Source organism: Bradyrhizobium sp. MI1.7 (assembly GCF_055811795.1).
On the sequence record NZ_JBVVPO010000003.1, the window covers coordinates 110,104 to 128,660 of the forward strand.

Consider the following 18,557-nt stretch of genomic DNA (forward strand, 5'->3'; position numbering starts at 1 on the left):
TACGCCCCCTACTCCGTCCGCCTGAGAAACGCCCCGAACGCGCGCGGGCCGTCGCCGGTCTTGACCTCGCCGATCACCTTCAGCTCGGTGGCATCGATGATGCTCAATGTGTTGCTCTCCCAGCAGGCGACGATGACGCGCTTGCCGTCGGCGGTCGCATTGATGCCTTCGGGATAGTCGCCGACATTGATCCGCTTGACCGGCTTCAGCGTCGCCAGGTCGAACACGCTGACGGTGCCGCCATACTGGTCGGTGACGAAGCCGCGCCCTTGCGTCAGCGCCACGGCGTAGGGACGCATCCCGACCGGCACGCGGCCGATCTCTTGGCTCGCGGCGATGTCGATCACCGAGACGTCGTTGGAGCCGACATTGGCGGTGTAGGCGCGTTTTCCCTCGGCATCGATGGTGACGCCGAACGGACGGGTGCCGACCTTGATGGTCGCTTTGCGCTCACGCGTTGCGGTATCCACCACCGAGACGCTGTCGTCGTCACGGTCCGCCGAGAGCAGCAGCCTGCCGTCAGGCGTCACCGCGAGCCCCGACGGTGAGGCGCCGACCGCAATGCTGGCGGTGACGCTGCGCGTGGCCGTATCGATCACCCGCACCGCGGCGGCATACCAGTCGGCGACGTAGAGCGTCTTGCCATCGGGCGTCACGGCAATGCCGAGCGGCCCGCCGCCGACCTCGATCCGCCCCGAGACCTGCCGCGTTGCCGCGTCGACCACGGTCACCGCCTTGGCGTCGGGGCTCGTGACATAGGCAAAGCGCCCGTCCGCGCTGACGGCCACGCCGGCCGGCTTGCCGCCGATCGGAATGGTCGCAACGCTGCGCGACGTTGCGAGGTCCACGACCATCAGATCGTCACTGAGCTGGTTGGTGACGAACGCCTCTTCGGCGGACGCGCTGCCAATACTGGCAGCGCAAAGGCTGGCGGCGAGCGCCGCCAGGACCCGCGCCCGCACGGTCAGCTTCCGCTCTCGATCTTCTTCTTCAGCGCTTCGAGCCCGGCCTGATAGAGCCCCTTCACCGCCTTCACAGCGGCCTCGTCGCTCAGCTCGGGCGGCGGATCGTTGTTGGGGAAGCCGCGGTAGAACGCGCCCGCCCATTCCAGCGTCGCGCCCTTGCCGTCGGCGCTCGGCGTCACCGTCAGCGTCGAGGAATAATTGGTGACCGGCAGCACCTTCACGTCCACCTTGGTGATCCGGTAGGAATAGGTCATCGCGGCAGCGTCGAACTTGTAGAGTTCCTCATCGACGGTGGCGCCTCCCGTCAGGGTCAGCCGCCGCGTCGCTTCGATCTCATTGCCCTTCTCGCCCTCGGTCTTGGTGACAGGCGGCAGCCAGCTCATCTCCTGGAAATTGCCGATCGCGGCCCACACCTTGGCCGGCGGCGCGTTGATCTCGATGGATTCGCGCACCTTCTGCCGGGTCGGCCCATGTGCCCAAGCCGGGCCAAACGCCGCCGTCAAAGCCACCGCGCCCGCGGCAGTCAGCACCGCGCCCATGACCATGCGCCGTCCAATCGTCACCCTCATCTCGTTTCCTCATGCGTCTCGTGGATCGTGCGCGACTTGAGGCGCGCTGCGATCATGGTAGCGCATTTTGCGGCCGTGGGGAGACCTGTTCATGGCGGCGTTGCGGCGCGCGCTCGCGCGTCCCAGAACCCCTTGCGCCGCCCGTCGGGCAAAACACCCAATGGGCGGGTCAACCGCACCACGCAGAAATAATTCTCTTTATCCGCATTTCGGATTATCATATAGAAAGCCATCCCACCCCGGGCCGAGGGGCGTTATCGCGATCGTCACGACACGCGGGATGGGACGTGGTGGACGCAGGCGGCGTCGGCGCGAAGGTGGTTTGCAGGGCGGGCAACCGTGAGCGAACGCCGCGCGCACACGACCGGTGCAGCCTGTGTACGGTAAAACCGTGCCGTCCTGGCGCCCGGAGCCTGTGCGCCAAGTCTCGCGGTGATGTGGCGGCCCGACCGGGCCGCGCGCATCAGTCATCCGCAAGGCGACGGGGGCAATAGTGCATCGCTCCCCGGGGAGAGCTCGGCATAAGCCGTAAAACCACTGCGCAGGGAAGGCCGGATGTTTGGCTTCACCTGTACGCCGCTGTGCAAACTTCGTAGCGCAATTTCCGCACAGTGGACCGCGGGTGCCAGCCGGCACCCGGCCTTCCCTGCGCCCTCGGCACTTTCGAGGGTGGTGACTACAGCAAAGCTCGGGCAGATCTTGCCGCGAGGATGCGAAACCGTGCGTGCGATTTGAATTCGAATGCAAAGCTAGAATCTGCTCTCGTGCCCCGGACGCAGCGCAGCGCTTCCCTGGCGATGCGCAGCATCGTCCAGTGCGGCGATGCGCTGCAGAGCCGGGGCCCATGCTGCAGCGAGCGTGTGACTGCGTGGGTCCCGGCTCTGCGCCGCACCGCTACGCGCTGCAGCGCGTCCGGGACACGAGAAGAGCGAGTGCCGTGGGAGCGCACCCTCGCCTACTCCGCCAGTGTCGCCTCCACGAACCCGCGCGGATCGTCACAGAATTCGCGCATCACCCGGTAATGATCGGTTTGCTCCACCGTCGTCGGCTCCAGGCCGTATTTGCCCAACCGCAACAGTCTCGCGTTTGGATAGGCCATCAGCAGAGGCGCATGGGTTGCCATGATGACCTGGCAGATGCGGGACTCGTCCATGCGTCGCAAGAGCTTCAGGAATTCGATCTGACGCGCCGGCGACAGCGCCGATTCCGGTTCGTCGAAGATGAAGATGCCCTGGCGCTGGCAGCGCTCTTCGAAGAAGCGCATAAAACCTTCGCCATGAGAATGCGACAGGAAGTCGGGGCCGGCCTGGCCGGCATCACGTGCGGCCTTGTCGAGATATCGCGCGACCGAGAAAAAACTCTCGGCGCGAAAAAAACAGCCGTTGGTGATCTTCGGCAGCCAGCTTGCGCGCAAGGCCCTGGAAAGCTGGCCGCCCATCTTCTCCCGCGCTTCGGAATGGTCGACGGGCATGTAGCCCTTGCCTCCACCCGCATCGTCGTAGCCGGCAAGCGCTGCGATACCCTCGAGGATCGTCGACTTCCCGGTGCCATTCTCTCCGACGATGATCGTGATGGCGGCGTCGAAGTTGAGCTCGAAATCATCCGGGAAGATGGGCAGGCAAAACGGATATGCCTCGCGATCGTGAACTCGCGACGGATCGAGCCAGACCCGCTTCAGATACGGCGCCGGCAGGTTGATGGTGCGATTGCTTCGTCGGCTCATGCTCTGCTTCCAACCCACTCCGGTCGATATTTCGACTGGAACATACTAGGAACACAATCCTCGCGAAAGCAGCACCTGAGAAACATACAGCAACAAAACCCGGCATGCGTCACTTGGACGCAAATTAAAACCTAAGATTGCAGCAAAGAATCGCCTTAAGAAAACGTTGCTGCGAGACAGCTTGCTGGCATGAGGCCAGCCCCCACCCCGCGACCCGGCAATGATTGACGGAAGTCCAGGACCGTAGAGCCGCGAGGAATGCGCGATGGTATCAACGTATTTCAGCTACAACTACATTGCGCACCATCTCAAGCAGTCCCTGACGCGGGTTGAACAGCAACCCGATGTCGCGCGAGAATCCGCCTATTACAAAGCCAACATCGGCAAGGTGCGGACCGTCGATGATCTTATGAAAGATTATCGCCTGTATCATTATGCGATGAAGGCATATGGCCTGGAAGACATGGCCTACGCCAAGGCTTTCATGAAGAAGGTGCTGGAGAGCGACCTCTCCGACCCAAAGAGCTTCGTCAACAAGTTGGTAGACAAGCGCTACCGGGAGTTTGCCGCGGCATTCTCCTTCAATGGCAGTGCCACGCCAGTTGCGCAATCGGGAGACCAGACCGACGAGATGATCGGTCTGTACACGACGACCAAGAAGAGCCAGGTCGATGCGCTTGCCGCAGACTCGAATTACTACAGCGCTGAAATCGGCAAGATCAGCAGTGCAGACCAACTCCTGAACAACGACCGTCTTCGCAACTATGTCTACTCGGCATACGGGATCGATCAAAGCAAGTGGCCGGGTGACACGATAAGTCAGGTCTTGCGCAGCGATCCGTCCGATCCAAATAGCTACGTCAACACCACCTTCACTTCTCAGTTGACCGGCCTCAACGCCCAGCTTGCTCAAGCCAAATCGGACGCCAGCGCCGCTGATCTAAAGATAACCGGTTACAAGGCCCAACTATCGCAACCGGGCGCCGACGTGACCCAGTTGAACATCCAGATCCTGGTCGAAAAAAGTCACCTGGAGTCATATACGAAAAGCATTTCCAGCCTCAGTGACCAGATAGCGACGATTGGCGGGTTTGTAGACCTGGCCGGCGCGTTCGAGTTCTCGCCCGACGGGTCGCTTCCGTCAGGCGTGTCCGCCCAGACTGCCGCAAATGTCGCGATCACGAAAAAGCGGTTCGACGACAGCAAGGCCGCCGTCTATTCGGCGGCAAGCCCGATATACGAAGCTTTGGCGATCAAGCAATTCAGAACGGACCTCAGCAAGATCAATTCAGTCCAGGCGTTCGTATCGACACCTGGCGTGTATGATTTTGCGCTGGGCGCCGTCGGCCTCGATCCCGGAATGGTCTCGAAGGCGACGATCAAGGCAGTCCTCGAAAGCGACGTCAACGACCCCAAGAGCTACGTCTATACCCTCAAGGACAATCGGTACGTAGAGCTCGCACGCGCCTTCAACTTCGACGCAAAAGGCAATCTGACGACCCCCTTGGTGGCTCAAGACTCGGCTCAGGTCCTCCAGATCGCGAGGGAATACGTCATTGCCGCGCTGAAACAGGCAAGCCCTCAGCAGGAGAAGGCAATTCGGGCACTAGCCACGAAAGATGCGACGGCTTATCAAGAGGCAATCGCAGGCATCGACAGCGTTTCCGAGCTTCTCGCAAACAGGCCGATGGTCGATTTCATTCTCTTGGCCAAGGGTTTGGACCCTAAGAAGGTCAGCACCGAATTTCTCAAGAAGATCTTCAGCTCCGACCTGAACAACCCAAAGAGCTTCGCGAACACGCAGAGCGATCCTCGCTTTGCCGAAATCGTGGCATCGTTCAACTTCGACAGCAAGGGTAACGTCGCGCGCCTCCCGATGATGGGTCCTCAGAAGAGAGATCAATTCCGGGAAACACAGGCGAACTATCTCCAGCAAAGCCTGGAGCAGCAGCAGGGGGATACGAATCCCGGCGTACGCCTTGCGCTCTATTTCCAGCGAAAGGCGGGAGAAATCACGTCCGCATACGACATCCTTGCCGACAAGGCTCTTTCGGAGGTGTTCAGGACCACCTTCGATTTGCCTGACTCGATGGCCTCGATGCAGATCGATCAGCAAGCCAAGGTCGTGGACAAATTCATGAAGATCAAGGATCTTTCCGATCCGGCGAAGGTTGAAAAACTGTTGAGCCGGTTCTCCGCCATGTATGACGTCAGAAACGGCGAGAGCATCGGCCAGGGTCAATCTCCATTGCTCAACCTCTTTCAAGGATCGAGCTCGGGCATATCAGGGATAAGTGAATCCACGTTCTTGGCCATCGCCAAGCTACGTGCTCACTGATGATCGCTCGCCGATACTAGCCCAACACCTCGAGCGCCAGCTCCATGGTCATCAGCACGGGATTGTGCCCACGGATCAGACGGCCCTCCGCGATGCCGCCAGTGTAGTCGATCAAGGCAATGTCGAGCGCCGCCTCCGGTGCACCCGAACTGCCCTGTACAATCGTCCCCGCTGTCACGGCGAGCTCGGTCGCGAACGGTTCGGTCACCCCACCATGGGTGAAGCGCGCGCCGATGGTCGAGCCGACGCCGCCGTGGATCTTCGCACGCGCGATGCCATGCGCGCGGCAGAACGCTTCGAGGCAGCCGGCAAAATCCTGGTTGGGCCGCAGCCGCAGCGCGAAGGCGCGGCTAGTCGTGCGCGCGCCGGTGCTCGCAGCGGGCACCGGCCCGAACAGCTTGAAATTGGTTTCGGGATCGGGCTCCGCGGTGAACATGGCACCGTCGATGCCGAACGCTTCGACCTCGAACGGCTCGGCGACAACAGTCTCGTCCGGCAGCATGTGGCCGCCGCTTGCCTTGCCGTCCGCCTCCGTCCAGAGCCCGTGGCAATGAAAGAACGAGGCGCCATCGCGCATACCGAGCGTCATGCTGCCGAGTTTCGTCCGCGTCACGCCGCTGGGGCGAAAAGTGTCACTGTAGAACGCCGCGTTCTCACTTGTCTTCGACAGCGCCGGCATCACGTATGCGAACGGTCCGAGTGCGGCGCTGCCAAAATTCAGCACGCCACTGGCAAATCCCTCTGCCGCAAAACCACGCCGCGCGGCTTCGAGCAGCGGCAGACCCGCTTCGAGCCTGAACGAGAACGCGCGCCCCCTCGCCTCGACCCATTGGATGCGTTCGGCGACAGGCGCGCCCGGCTGCTTGATACTTCGCATCGCGTATGCTCAGCCCGCCTGCTTGTTGTCGAGATCGAGCAGCCCGCGCGCCTCGAGCTCATCGCGCACCATGCGCTTCGGGATCTTGCCATAGCCGGACTTCGGCAAGGCCTCCCAGAAGAAGAACCGCTTCGGCATCTTGTAGCGCGGCACCTTCGGCAGGAGGAACGCCGCCATCTCAGCTTCGCTCACCGGCTTCTCGCCTTCGCGCGCGACGCAGACGGCGACGCCGACCTCGCCCCAGGTCGCATCGGGCACGCCGAGCACGGCGACCTCGCCGACCGCGGGATGCGTCAAGATCTTCTCCTCGATCTCGCGTGGATAGATGTTGGAGCCGCCGGAGATGTACATGTCGGAGGCGCGTCCCGTGATGTAGACGAACCCCTCCTCGTCCATGTGCCCGAGGTCGCCGGTGCGGAACCAGCCGTCGCGAAACGCCTTCGCATTGGCCTCGGGGTTGTCGTAGTAGCCGGCGAGCACAGCAGGCCCGATCACGCAGATCTCGCCACTCTGGTTGGCGGCCAGCTCGCGGCCCTCGTCGTCCTGGATCGAGACCTGCATGGCCGTGCGCTCGAAGCCGCAAGTGCCGATCTTCGCATAGGGCCCGTCCTCGGGATCATGCAGCGCCGCCGGTAGCACGGTGATGTTGCCGGTGACCTCGCCGAGGCCAAAATACTGCACGATGACCTTGCCGAGCTTCTTCAGCGCGGCCTTCTGGTCCTCGCGGTACATCGGCGCGCCGGCATAGATCACGTGACGCAGTGAGGAATGATCGTATTTGTCGGCGGCCGGATGCTCGACCATCATCTTCAGGATCGTCGGCACCGTGAAGAGATTGCTGACCCGATGCGCCTCGATCAGGCGGAACGCCTCGTCGATGTCGAATTTCTCCGTCGGCAGCAGGACGGTGCATACGCCGCGGGCGGTCTGCACCAGCTGATGCACGCCGGCGCCATGCGATAGTGGCGCCACCACCAGCGACGCATCCGCTTCCGTGACGCCGGGGGTGAGATCGGCGAGATGGTTGGTGACGACGAAACCCATCTGGCCGTGGGTCAGCACCGCAGCCTTGGAGCGGCCGGTGGTGCCGGAGGTGAAGAAGAACCAGCAGGGATCGTCGTGCTCGACGGCGACGTTCGCAACGCTTGCACCGGCCTGCGAGGCGATGGCTTCCGCCACCGAGCGCTCGCCGAACGAGCCCTTGCCGTCGACGCTCCAGGTGAACTCCAGCGCACCGCCCTTCACGGCTGCAGCGTGCTCGGGAAAATCGACGTGGCACAGGAACGCCTTCGCGCCGGAGGCCTGCGCGAGATAGGTGACCTCATCCGGCATCAGGCGGAAATTGGTGGGCACCCAGACCGCACCGAGCCGGAACGCGGCGAACATCGAGAAGAACATCTCGTCGCCGTTCTTGGAATGGACGAGGATGCGGTCGCCCTTGGCGATGCCGCGCGCGGCGAGTGCGGCGGCCAGCGCCGAGACCTGTGCATCGATCTCGTGCCAGGTCCAGGATTTGTCACCCCAGACGAAACCAGGACGCGACCCATGCCGCCGCGCATTCTGGGTCAGCATGTGAGCGAGATTCATGACGCGGCGGGACATGCGCAGGGGCTGCATCGGGCTTCCTCTTCGACGGCGGACGGCGCACGAGCCGCCCGCTCCTTGCAGCCCATTTATCGCCATCGAATGCGGTGTAGCAAGGCCGCCGGTCGCGCATCTGCCCTACGGCTGCTTGAACGCAAACGGCGTCGCCGTGATGGCCTTCTCCTTCCAGCAGGCCTGCGCACCGAAACCGCCGCAATAGCTGCCGTGCAGATCGAAGCGAATGGTGCGCGCCGCGCCGCGCTTCATCGGCTGCGGCAAAATCTTGTAGCTGCGGACATAACCGTCGAACACGGGGCGCACGCCGCCATCGGGCAGAGTCACCAGGACGTGCATGACGCAGCCGCCGGTTCCGCAATAGGTGGTCTCGCGCTCCCCGCATTTGGTGTCGCGGAAATCGACGATGTAGTCCTCGCGGCCGTCGCCAGTCAGATCGATCTTGCGCACGGTGTCCGGCGCGAAGGTCACCAGGCCACCATCCTGGCTGTCGCATTCCTCATTGGCGTAGCGCAGAGCCTGCTGCACGCCGGGCGGATAATCGGAGGGATTGAACGGCTTTGCATCGTCGGCGCGCGCAGCGGTGGCGAGCAGTGTGAGCAGGAGGATCCGATATCGCATTCGCGTTTGTCGCCGGCGGCCGCGACCGTTCAGGGAATTTTAAACATGATCGGCGCAACCTCAGCCAGTTCTCGCGTACAGAGTGCCGCATCATGGTCAAAGCGCCCGCCTTCCTCCTGTTGTCGCTGGCGCTCGCCGGATGTGCCGTGGCGCCTCAGGCGCACCTCTCCGCTGACCCCGCCTTCAAGCCTGCGCGCTATGCCTGGGACGGCGCCGGCGAGGATCCCAACCAGCCACGTTCCGGGGCTCCGCGTGCCACCCGCGCCGACGCTGGCTCCGAGCGCAACAGGTCGCAAGCCGGACTTCAGCCCTATTCGAAGGAATGGTGGCAGGCCCAGGACGGCATCGAGGCCGAGCAGGACGCCAAGGTCACCCGCTCCCTCGTCATCTGCCAGGGTTGCCTCCGCCCGCAGCCGCAATCTGAAGATTCCAGGCTCGCCAAAGCGACCGATTGAACCGAGCGGCCGCTCCATCGGTCTACAGAGATACGCGCTGACGCCGGCCGCGCCGGCCCTGCGGTCGCACGTCACTATCTCAGGGACATTTCATGGTCACCCGTCGGACCTTCGTCGCCGCCTCTCTGCTTGCCACCGCCTCCCCGGCGTTCGCCGTGATGCCTGCCTCCAGCGACCCCGTCGCGATCCTGACCGCCATCTACACGCGCGCAGCCAAGGGCAAAGGCGATGGCGGCGGCGCCTTCGTCATCGAGAACAAGGCGGCCAAAACAAAATATCTCTCGAGGGCGCTGGTCGCGCTGTGGGCCAAGGCGGATGCGCATACGCCGAAGGGCGATGTCGGGCCGGTCGATTTCGATCCCGTCACCAACTCGCAGGAACCGGACGTGAAATCCTTCAAGGTTGATGCGGAGAAGGTGGAGGCCGACAAGGCGACGATCGCGGTGACCATCACCGGCCACCGCAACGACCGCAAACCCGCCGACCAGATCGTGCGCTATGACTTCGTGCGCGAGGCCAACAGCTGGCGGATTGACGACATCAAGGGATCGTCCGACGGCGAGGCCTGGTCGATCCGCAAGATGCTGACGGACTCGTTGAAGACCTGACGGGAGACACCATGAGCGACGTCATCGATAACAAGGCCGATCATCGCTTCGAGCTGGAGGTGGAGGGCCATCTCGCGACTGAACACTACAAGCTCGACGGCAACGTCATCACCTTCGAGCATACCGACGTGCCGAACGAGCTCGGTGGCAAGGGCGTCGGCTCGAAGCTGGTGCAAGGCGCGCTCGACCGGGTCCGCGCGGCCGGCTTGCAACTGATCCCGCAATGCCCGTTCGTGAAGGCGTGGATCGAGAAACATCCGGAGTATGCGGATTTGGTGAAGAGATAGCGAGCGCAGGCCGCCGAGCGCGCGGCAGGCCTGCTCAAATCTACCGCCTATTGCCCATGCTTCAGCATATCCTGGTCACTCAGATCCCAGTCCTGCCACAGCTGGAGCACGCCGAGGATCACCGCCACCGCTCCCAGACTCGTATGGTAGATCCGGAGAAAACCTTCGCCGGAATAGCCGAACACATAGGGCGAGACGATGAGCCAGAGCCCGACCAGGATCGTCGCCACCTCCTGCCAGCGCTGCAACGCGACATATTCGAGCTGGCTCAGGCCAAATACGACGAGGCCGATTGCGACCGTGTTCAGGATCATCGTCTGGCGTTCGACGATCGGCGAGTGATCCTGGATGGGGAACCACGGCGATGCGACAATCAGCGCGCCGAGCAGCATCCCGCACCAATCTTCCCATGTTCGATGAGTCTTGATGAAACTAAAGTCCGACATCGTACCCTCCTCCAAAAGAAGCATACGTCAGCGGCTGGCGATCATGACACTCCGAATGTCTAGCGACCGTGCCGGCCGCATTCGGGCGTATGTCCTGAAGAAACACGTGGGGAACCGGGAGCACGATTGCAAGACTGACCAGTGTTTTTGCAAGCGAAACAGCGAGCCAATTATGGCTCACGCGTCAGCGCCCCGAGCTTCTGCAGTGCATCACGGGCGGACGGCAGGCTTGGACGCAATTCCAGCGCCTTCCGGAAATCGGCAATCGCGCCCTGCCTATCGCCGAGGCGCAGCCTGGCCTGGCCGCGGTTGTTCCAGGAGAACACGTCGGAGGGATCGTATTGCAGCGCCTTGTCGTAGTCGGCGAGGCCGCCCTTGTTGTCGCCCCGATAGAGCCGGATCATGCCGCGATTGCGCCAGCCGCGTGCGTCGGTCGGCGCGACGCGGATCGCCTCGCCGTAGTCGGCGGCGGCCCGATCGAACTGCTCGCTGTCGCGGTAGACGTTGCCGCGGTCGATATAGGCAATCAGATCCGGTGCAAGCTTGATCCGCATGCTGTAGTCGGCAAGCGCATGCGCCGTGTCGTGCTTGCGGGCGTAGACGAAGCCGCGGTCGGCGTAGGCGGTGACATAGTTGGGATCGCGCTTGATCGCCGCGTCGAAATCGGCAATGGCGCCGTCGAGGTCGCCCTTGTTGAAACGGGCTTCCCCGCGATTGCTGTAGGCCAGCGCCAGCGACGGATCGAGCTTGATGGCCTGGTCGTATTCGGCGATGGCGCGATCGTAATCGCGCTTGAAGCTGTAGACGCGGCCGCGATTGTTGTAGGCGCAGGCATAGCCGGGATCGAGCCGGACTGCCTCGTCGAGATCGGACAGCGCGGCGTCGAGTTCGCGTTTCTCGGTGAGCCCATGGCCGCGATTGCAATAGGCGCCGGCGAGTCTCTGCCCGCTCTCGCTCCTGGTATCGATCACGGTCGAGCAGGCTTTGATCCGCTCGTCCGGCGTGCTGGTCAGCCCGACGCAGGCCTCCCAGGCCGGGGCGCCTTCGGCCGCAGCCGACACCGGCGCGGTCGAGACGAGCGCCGCAAGCAGCGCCAGGAGGCTGAGCGGGACACGCATTTTCCGGATATCTCCCCTGCGGCAACCTCCCTTGGTCGCACCTTGGCAAGGGCCGGTTCAGGCGCCTAGATCAGAGAACACGCAGCGCTTCGAAGGGATCTGGCATGGCGGTACGGGACAACAAGGACAGGAGTCGCTTCGAGCTCGATGCGGGCAACGAAATCGCCTTCGCCAATTACCGGCTGACGCCGTCGGCCGTGATCATCACCCATACCGAGACGCCGCGCGCGCTACGCGGCCGCGGCATTGCGTCCGAGCTGATCAAGGGTGCGCTGGACTTGATCCGCCGCGACGGCAAGAAGGTGATCGCCGGCTGTGGCTTCGTCGTCGACTATCTCGACAGGCATCCGGAGGAAGCAGACCTCGTCGCCTGAATGCAAAAGGGGCCCGCGAGATCGCGGGCCCCCCTGGCTTACGACCGAGCAATCGGTCAGTGCTTGATCTCCGGCGGCAGCTTGCCGCCATTGGCGGCCAGCTTGGACATCACCTGCTTGTGCAGCCAGACGTTCATGCTCGCCGAGTCGTTCATGTCACCGCTGTAGCCGAGCTCCTTGGCGAGGTCCTTACGCGCGGCAAGGCTGGAGTCGATGTCGAGCGCCTTCATGAGGTCGACGATCGAGGTGCGCCATTCCAGCTTCTCCTTCTGGGCAGCGACCAGCTTGTCGACGATGGCCGCAACGTCCACGGTTGCCATCGGCGCGGCAGCAGGCGCCGATCCGCCCGGCGCGGCGCTGGCGGGTGCGCTACCCGAGGGTGCGCCACCTGCGGGCGCGGCGGAAGCCGGATGGCTGCCGAAGATCGCGCCCATGATTTTCCCGAAAATGCTCATGTCTTCTCCCCGAAAAGGATCCGTTGGAAGGGCCTTGAGTGGCACTTATAAACGAAGTTACGGCGTTACGCCCGCGAAGTTCTGCGAACCGACAACCAGCATCAGCTTATCTGCGGCGAAATGACGACCGAATGACATCGTTGAGGTTGCGGTGCGGCATCGAATCTCAACCAAGCGTGTGGGACAGGACTCGGAAATGGGCGTACGCTCCACTTTCAGTTCGCGATGACGTCCGGAATTCGCGTCTGGCCGGAATCGCGAAACTCAGAAAAGCGGCCGCTTGCGCCGTTGCCGGCGCCGAATTCGGCTGCATGGCAAGGGAGCTAGCGACCATGGCCACACTCTACCCGGGCAATGTCCCCACTGTGGCCCAGCCCGCGGATGCGGCTGGACCGGTGATCCGAACCATCCAACTGTCCGATCTGCACGACGCGCTCAGGCGCGGCTGGGAAGATTTCAAGGCGGTGCCGAGCCACGCCATCATCCTCTGCGTGATCTATCCGGTGCTGGGCCTCGTGCTCGCCCGTGCGGTGATGGGCTATTCGGTGCTGCCGCTGTTGTTCCCACTGGCCGCAGGCTTCGCGCTGATCGGCCCGTTCGCCGCGCTCGGTCTCTATGAGCTCTCCAGCCGGCGCGAACGTTATGAGGAGGCCAGCGCCTGGAATGCCATGGAGGTGCTGCGCTCGCCTTCGTTCGGCGCCATGCTCGGTCTCGGCACCCTGCTGTTCGCTCTGTTCGTGACCTGGGTTGCGACCGCTCAGGCGATCTATGTCGCAGCGTTCGGCTATGAGGGCGCGACCGGGATCTCTGATTTCATGACGCGCGTGCTGACGACCCAGCAAGGCTGGTGGCTGATCGTGGTCGGCTGCGGCACCGGCTTCCTGTTTGCGCTCGCCGCGCTCTGCATCAGCGCCGTGTCGTTCCCCTTGATGCTCGACCGCCATGCCGGCGCGTTCGAGGCGATGGTGACGTCGCTGCGCGTCGTCGCCAAGAACCCGGTGCCGATGGCGGCCTGGGGCCTGATCGTCGCGGTGCTGCTGGCGCTCGGGACGATTCCGGCGTTCCTTGGCCTTGCCGTGGTGATCCCCCTGCTCGGCCACGCCACCTGGCACCTCTACCGCAAGGTGATCGTCTCGGAGCCCGGTGCACGTCCGGTGCCGCCCCCGCCGCATCGCCCGCGCAAGCCGGCCGCCGACTTCCCCGCCAACCTCTTCCCCTGGCGCAATCGGACGGACGCCTGACGATATCGTGACATGCGATCCTGCCCGGGCTCGGCTCGGGCAGGATTGCGTGCTTGTCATACGCCTTGCTTTGGCCGCGGTTACAATCGAAATTGCGCCCGCCGGTCAGATCACTTCACGGAATCCATTTCATCTGATGACCCCGACGATTTCTCGTCTCGCTCTCGCAGCCCTCGCCCTCTCCGCGTCAATCCTAACCGCCCAGCCAGCCCTCGCCGCTGTTGCCTGCGGCTCGGGCAATTTCGACGCCTGGCTCACGGACTTCAAAGCCGACGCCACGGCCAAGGGCGTCTCGCAGCAGGCCGTTGCCGCCGGGCTTGCCGGCGTGACGCTCGATCAGAGCGTGCTCAACCGGGACCGCTCGCAAAAAGTCTTCACCCAGACCTTCGAGGAGTTCTCCGGCCGCATGGTGCCGCCGCGCATGCAGCGCGGCTCCAACATGATGAAGCAGTACGGCTCGGTGCTGTCCCGCATCGAACAGACTTATGGCGTGCCCGGCGAGGTGCTGGTCGCGATTTGGGGTCTCGAGACCGATTTCGGCGTCAACACCGGTAAGTTCGCCACCATCCGCTCGCTGGCAACGCTGGCCTATGATTGCCGTCGCTCCGACCAGTTTCGTGCCGAGCTGCTGGATGCGCTGCGCATCGTCCAGCGCGGCGACCTCGCCCCCGCCGACATGAAGGGCGCATGGGCCGGCGAGCTCGGCCAGACCCAGTTCATGCCGTCGTCCTGGATGAAATACGCCGTCGATTTCGACGGCAATGGCAAACGCGACCTCTTGCACAACGCGCCCGACGTGCTCGCCTCCACCGCCAATTATCTCGCGGGCTACGGCTGGCAGCGCGGCAAGGATTGGCAGCCGGGCAGTCCGAATTTTGCGGTATTGCAGCAGTGGAACAAGAGCGAAGTCTACTCCAAGACCGTCGCCTATTTCGCGACCCAGCTCGCACGTGCCCCTTAAATAGCGCCCGACAGGACGCGTAGGGCCGATCGCCCGGCGATCGGCCCTCTTTTGGTGCGTTTACTTCCCCATGGTGGCGTTCATCGCCTTGTTCAGGTGCGCGCCGCACACACCCATTTTGCCGTTGAGCAGCGCGTCCTGCGCAGCCGCGATCTCCTTCTGCGCCACGAACTTGCTGTCGCCGTCGGCCATATTCTCGATCGCGGTCTCCGTCTTCTCCAGGTTGGGCGAGCTGCAGCCGCCCATGGCGTGCTTGGCAGCCTGGGCCGGCGCGACGGCGAACGCGACGGCGGCAATTGCGATAACCCCGAGTAACTTCGTCATGATGTTACTTTCCTTCTCTTGTTCTTGTGACAGAACCAGCGACATTGCCAGAATCTGCGACATGACTTTCCTCCGGGCGCGGCAACTTGCCGCAATAAATTTCTCGCGAGAATTGCGTGATGTTGCGCGCGGCGCAGAGGCACCATGCGAAATTTCTGATTTTCATTACACCCTTGTAATGAACGCCACACGTTCGGCGTGTGTGCACCGCACCAAGGAGGCGGCTGCGGTCTGAAACGAGGCAGGGTGAGTTTCGGCAGGCTCCATGCCCGGTCGCCTGGTGATCCGCCAACCCTGAGCGAGTCGGATCGGTGGGATCCGGTCGCGTGGTATCTCTCATATAAATGAATTTATATTCATCTCTATAGTTCCACTATCATGCGATTCGCGCATGCGAGACTTGGGTGCAGACGCTGACTGATCGCCTTGAGAACAGTTGGAACCCTACCTATTTCCATTTCACCGGTAACGAGATTGTTTGCAGTAAACCCGTGAATTCACGGTGATTTATGGCAAAGCATTCCCTATTTCGCCTACCCTTTGGGCGAGAGTGCTCCCGGGTTAATCGTCCGTTACCACCGCTATGCACCTCGCGCTTAGCTGCATCGCAACATCGGAACTTTCGCACTGCACCACCCTCACCTATATTCATTTCAACGATGAGGCCCGGGCAAGGGCTGAATCGAACTACAGGAGACTACCAATGCTGCTCTCGCTCATCCGCATGATCCAGGCTTTCCGGGACTATCAGCGCAATGTTGCCGAGCTGTCCCAGCTCAGCGATCGCGAACTGGCCGACATCGGCCTCGATCGCTCGGACATCCCGCGCGTTGCCGCCGGTCAGTACCAGGGCTGATTTCGTTCAGCCCTTCACCGGACGAACCGATAGCGCCCGCCTCGTGCGGGCGTTGTCGTTTCTGATGGCAGAAAACTCCATCTCGGCGATTCCACTGACCGCCGAAAAGCGCTACCTGTCCGCCCCATGACAGGACCCCAATCCAACATTGTCCACGTGATCGGCGCTGGCCTTGCCGGTTCCGAAGCCGCCTGGCAGGTCGCCAAATCCGGCGTGCCCGTGGTGCTGCACGAGATGCGACCGGACCGCATGACCGAGGCGCACCGCACCGATGGGCTCGCCGAGCTCGTCTGCTCCAATTCGTTCCGCTCGGACGACGCCGCCAACAACGCCGTTGGCCTGCTGCACGCCGAAATGCGCCGGCTCGGCTCGCTGATCATGCGCGCGGCCGACGCCAACCAGGTGCCCGCCGGCGGCGCACTCGCGGTCGACCGCGACGGTTTTTCGGCGGCCGTCACCAAGGCGCTCAACGACCACCCCCTGATCGAGATCGCCCGCGGCGAAGTTTCAGGCCTGCCGCCGGCCGATTGGAGCAACGTCATCGTTGCGACCGGGCCCCTCACCTCCGCGCCACTCGCCGACGCCATTCGCGAGCTCACCGACGAGAACGCGCTCGCTTTCTTCGACGCGATCGCGCCGATCGTGCATCGCGAGTCGATCGACATGTCGGTGGCCTGGTTCCAGTCGCGCTATGACAAGGTCGGCCCCGGTGGCACCGGCGCCGACTACATCAACTGCCCCATGACCAAGGAGCAGTATGACGGCTTCGTCGCCGCGCTGATCGCGGGCGAGAAGACCGAGTTCAAGGAATGGGAGACCAACACGCCCTATTTCGACGGCTGCCTGCCGATCGAGGTGATGGCGGAGCGCGGCCCCGAGACGTTGCGCCACGGCCCGATGAAGCCGGTCGGCCTCACCAATCCGCACGATCCCACCACGAAGGCCTACGCGATCGTGCAGCTGCGCCAGGACAACAAGCTCGGCACACTCTACAACATCGTCGGATTCCAGACGAAGCTGAAATACGGCGAGCAGCAACGCATCTTCCGCAGCATTCCGGGGCTGCAGAAGGCCGAATTCGCCCGCCTCGGCGGCCTGCATCGCAACACCTTCCTCAACTCGCCAAAGCTGCTCGACGGCCAGCTGCGGTTGCGCGCGCAGCCGCGGCTGCGCTTTGCCGGTCAGATGACCGGCTGCGAGGGCTATGTGGAATCCGCCAGCGTCGGCCTGATCGCCGGTCTCTATGCGGCAGCGGATGCGCGCGACGAAACACTGGCGAGCCCGCCTGCTACGACGGCACTGGGATCGCTGCTCGGTCACATCACCGGCGGCCATATCGAGACCATCGAGCCCGGTACGCGCTCGTTCCAGCCGATGAACATCAATTTCGGCCTGTTCCCGCCGCTCGCGAGCGCGCCGACGAAGAAGCCCGACGGCACGCGCCTGCGCGGCAACGAGAAGACGGTGGCCAAGAAGCAGGCGATGAGCGCGCTGGCACTCGCCGATCTCGATCGCTGGATCGCCGATCACCTGCGCATCGCCGCAGCCGCGTGAGTTTCCGATGAGTCTTCCCAAAGACGACGCCGCGACACTGTCGGCGCGCTGGACCGAGGGCGTGCTGCTCAAGCGCGACGTGTTCTCGACCGTCGAGCGCGGCCGCTTCCGCGGGGACAGCGGCGAGGTCGACGCCGTGCTGCGCCGGCTCGACGAAGTGCCGTGGTGGTCATTTCCCCTGGCGCGCCACCTGTTCGCGCGTGAGAAGCACGCGCTGGCGCTGGCCAAAGGTCTCAATGTCGGCCCCGATTTGCTGTGGGCCGGTCGCCGGGCGCTCGTGCGCGGCTTTGTCGACGGCGTCGCGCTCCATCTCGCCAAGCCGCATGGCGACCTCGCCTATTTCCGCTCGGCCAAGGCGGCGCTACGCCGGCTGCGCCGCGCCGGCATCTGCCACAACGATCTCGCCAAGGAGCAGAACTGGCTGGTCGGCCGCGACGGCCGCGCCTACGTGACCGACTTCCAGCTCGCGGCCTGCTTCAACCGACGTGGCCGGCTCTACCGCATCCTCGCCTACGAGGACCTGCGGCATCTGCTCAAGCACAAGCGTTCCTATGCACCCGAGGCGCTGACGCCGCGCGAGCGAAAAATCCTGGCGAAGAAATCATTCGCCGCCAGCCTGTGGCTCGCGACCGGCAAGAAGGTCTATCGCGCGATCACGCGCGGCCTGTTCAACTTCACCGACCGCGAGGGCGGCGGCCGCCGGCTGGTCAACGACGCGCCGGTGCTGGCCGAGCTGATCCGCAAGAACCCGGCCGTGCGCGACACCGCCATCGTCGCCTTCGCCGACCGCCGCTCCGGCGTCGGGCTCTATGCCTTCGTCGAGGCCGATCAGGCCACGCTTGAAGGCGAGCTTCGCAGCCAGCTTTCGGCCGCCAAGGGTCCCAAGCCGCCGGAGCACATCCAGGTCGTGCACGCGCTGCCCCGCGATACCAGCGGCAAGCCGCGGACCGAGATCCTGCAACTGGTCGCCATGAACCAGCTCGACCTGATCGAGCCGATGATGAAGAATGACCAGGACCGCGCCTTCCTCAAGGACATCTTGGAACAACGGAAAAACCTGCGCGACCGCTTCAATTTCGAGGCGGACCTGCCGGCGAGCTGACGGGCTGCGCGCGCCTTGAAGCGTCCACATTGGCGATAGAGAACCGATCGGATCATTCGGGCGGCGGGTCATGGGCATTCGGGG

At 63.5% G+C, this 18,557-nt stretch carries 20 protein-coding genes; 10 read left to right on the plus strand and 10 right to left on the minus strand.

Going from position 1 to position 18,557, the window contains the following annotated elements; translation table 11 throughout:
- Positions 1-8: 8 nt before the first annotated feature.
- From AC0L3X_RS05045 to AC0L3X_RS05055, 3 genes are all read right to left on the minus strand, one after another.
- Positions 9-962: a YVTN family beta-propeller repeat protein gene (locus tag AC0L3X_RS05045; RefSeq protein WP_063983151.1), complete on the minus strand. Its 954-nt coding sequence runs from the start codon at positions 960-962 to the stop codon at positions 9-11.
- A 2-nt stretch (positions 963-964) separates the two neighbouring features.
- Positions 965-1,534, minus strand: coding sequence for an SRPBCC family protein (locus tag AC0L3X_RS05050; RefSeq protein WP_473316286.1), 570 nt, complete (start codon positions 1,532-1,534; stop codon positions 965-967).
- Positions 1,535-2,489: 955 nt separating this feature from the next.
- Positions 2,490-3,257, minus strand: a complete 768-nt coding sequence (locus AC0L3X_RS05055) for an AAA family ATPase (RefSeq protein WP_354131548.1) — start codon at positions 3,255-3,257, stop codon at positions 2,490-2,492.
- 265 nt (positions 3,258-3,522) lie between these two features.
- Between AC0L3X_RS05055 and AC0L3X_RS05060 the strand changes: the two genes are divergently transcribed.
- Positions 3,523-5,595: a DUF1217 domain-containing protein gene (locus AC0L3X_RS05060; protein WP_231142064.1), complete on the plus strand. Its 2,073-nt coding sequence runs from the start codon at positions 3,523-3,525 to the stop codon at positions 5,593-5,595.
- A 16-nt stretch (positions 5,596-5,611) separates the two neighbouring features.
- Here AC0L3X_RS05060 and AC0L3X_RS05065 read toward each other — a convergent pair whose 3' ends face one another.
- The 3 genes from AC0L3X_RS05065 to AC0L3X_RS05075 form a co-directional block, all read right to left on the minus strand.
- Complete coding sequence (locus AC0L3X_RS05065; protein ID WP_473316287.1) at positions 5,612-6,472, minus strand: PCC domain-containing protein; 861 nt, start codon at positions 6,470-6,472, stop codon at positions 5,612-5,614.
- Positions 6,473-6,481: 9 nt separating this feature from the next.
- The gene (locus AC0L3X_RS05070) at positions 6,482-8,089 is read right to left on the minus strand and encodes an acyl-CoA synthetase (RefSeq protein ID WP_354131550.1); all 1,608 of its coding nucleotides are present in this window, start codon (positions 8,087-8,089) and stop codon (positions 6,482-6,484) included.
- A gap of 105 nt (positions 8,090-8,194) precedes the next feature.
- On the minus strand, positions 8,195-8,692 hold the full coding sequence (locus AC0L3X_RS05075) for a hypothetical protein (protein WP_354131551.1): 498 nt from the start codon (positions 8,690-8,692) through the stop codon (positions 8,195-8,197).
- A gap of 92 nt (positions 8,693-8,784) precedes the next feature.
- Between AC0L3X_RS05075 and AC0L3X_RS05080 the strand changes: the two genes are divergently transcribed.
- The 3 genes from AC0L3X_RS05080 to AC0L3X_RS05090 all read left to right on the plus strand — a co-directional run bounded on the left by AC0L3X_RS05080 (position 8,785) and on the right by AC0L3X_RS05090 (position 10,042).
- Positions 8,785-9,147, plus strand: a complete 363-nt coding sequence (locus AC0L3X_RS05080; protein WP_014495092.1) for a hypothetical protein — start codon at positions 8,785-8,787, stop codon at positions 9,145-9,147.
- Positions 9,148-9,239: 92 nt separating this feature from the next.
- Entirely contained in the window at positions 9,240-9,755 is a 516-nt protein-coding gene (locus AC0L3X_RS05085; protein WP_354131552.1) for a DUF3828 domain-containing protein, read from the plus strand.
- Positions 9,756-9,766: 11 nt separating this feature from the next.
- Positions 9,767-10,042 (plus strand): GNAT family N-acetyltransferase, encoded by a 276-nt coding sequence (locus AC0L3X_RS05090; protein ID WP_354131553.1) that lies wholly within the window; start codon positions 9,767-9,769, stop codon positions 10,040-10,042.
- Positions 10,043-10,089: 47 nt separating this feature from the next.
- Here AC0L3X_RS05090 and AC0L3X_RS05095 read toward each other — a convergent pair whose 3' ends face one another.
- Positions 10,090-10,488: an SPW repeat protein gene (locus AC0L3X_RS05095; protein ID WP_063986354.1), complete on the minus strand. Its 399-nt coding sequence runs from the start codon at positions 10,486-10,488 to the stop codon at positions 10,090-10,092.
- A gap of 170 nt (positions 10,489-10,658) precedes the next feature.
- Entirely contained in the window at positions 10,659-11,606 is a 948-nt protein-coding gene (locus tag AC0L3X_RS05100; protein ID WP_354131554.1) for a tetratricopeptide repeat protein, read from the minus strand.
- A 104-nt stretch (positions 11,607-11,710) separates the two neighbouring features.
- Between AC0L3X_RS05100 and AC0L3X_RS05105 the strand changes: the two genes are divergently transcribed.
- Entirely contained in the window at positions 11,711-11,980 is a 270-nt protein-coding gene (locus AC0L3X_RS05105) for a GNAT family N-acetyltransferase (RefSeq protein WP_028152356.1), read from the plus strand.
- A 56-nt stretch (positions 11,981-12,036) separates the two neighbouring features.
- Here the strand turns inward: AC0L3X_RS05105 and AC0L3X_RS05110 are convergent, their stop codons facing one another.
- A complete protein-coding gene (locus tag AC0L3X_RS05110) occupies positions 12,037-12,435 on the minus strand; it encodes a DUF3597 domain-containing protein (protein WP_028156132.1) in 399 nt (132 codons plus the stop codon).
- Positions 12,436-12,767: 332 nt separating this feature from the next.
- On the opposite strand from AC0L3X_RS05110, the gene AC0L3X_RS05115 reads away from it, so the two are divergent.
- Both AC0L3X_RS05115 and AC0L3X_RS05120 read left to right on the plus strand, forming a co-directional pair.
- Positions 12,768-13,676 carry a DUF2189 domain-containing protein gene (locus AC0L3X_RS05115; RefSeq protein ID WP_354131555.1) on the plus strand — a complete coding sequence of 303 codons (909 nt, stop codon included), beginning with the start codon at positions 12,768-12,770 and terminating at the stop codon, positions 13,674-13,676.
- Between the two features lie 136 nt (positions 13,677-13,812).
- A complete protein-coding gene (locus AC0L3X_RS05120; protein WP_354131556.1) occupies positions 13,813-14,637 on the plus strand; it encodes a lytic murein transglycosylase in 825 nt (274 codons plus the stop codon).
- Between the two features lie 60 nt (positions 14,638-14,697).
- Here the strand turns inward: AC0L3X_RS05120 and AC0L3X_RS05125 are convergent, their stop codons facing one another.
- Positions 14,698-15,024 carry a hypothetical protein gene (locus AC0L3X_RS05125; RefSeq protein ID WP_354131557.1) on the minus strand — a complete coding sequence of 109 codons (327 nt, stop codon included), beginning with the start codon at positions 15,022-15,024 and terminating at the stop codon, positions 14,698-14,700.
- 640 nt (positions 15,025-15,664) lie between these two features.
- On the opposite strand from AC0L3X_RS05125, the gene AC0L3X_RS05130 reads away from it, so the two are divergent.
- From AC0L3X_RS05130 to AC0L3X_RS05140, 3 genes are all read left to right on the plus strand, one after another.
- Positions 15,665-15,817 (plus strand): DUF1127 domain-containing protein, encoded by a 153-nt coding sequence (locus AC0L3X_RS05130; protein ID WP_007590701.1) that lies wholly within the window; start codon positions 15,665-15,667, stop codon positions 15,815-15,817.
- Between the two features lie 126 nt (positions 15,818-15,943).
- A complete protein-coding gene (trmFO, locus tag AC0L3X_RS05135; protein WP_354131558.1) occupies positions 15,944-17,371 on the plus strand; it encodes a methylenetetrahydrofolate--tRNA-(uracil(54)-C(5))-methyltransferase (FADH(2)-oxidizing) TrmFO in 1,428 nt (475 codons plus the stop codon).
- A gap of 7 nt (positions 17,372-17,378) precedes the next feature.
- Positions 17,379-18,473 (plus strand): AMP-binding enzyme, encoded by a 1,095-nt coding sequence (locus AC0L3X_RS05140; protein WP_354131559.1) that lies wholly within the window; start codon positions 17,379-17,381, stop codon positions 18,471-18,473.
- Positions 18,474-18,557: the final 84 nt, after the last annotated feature.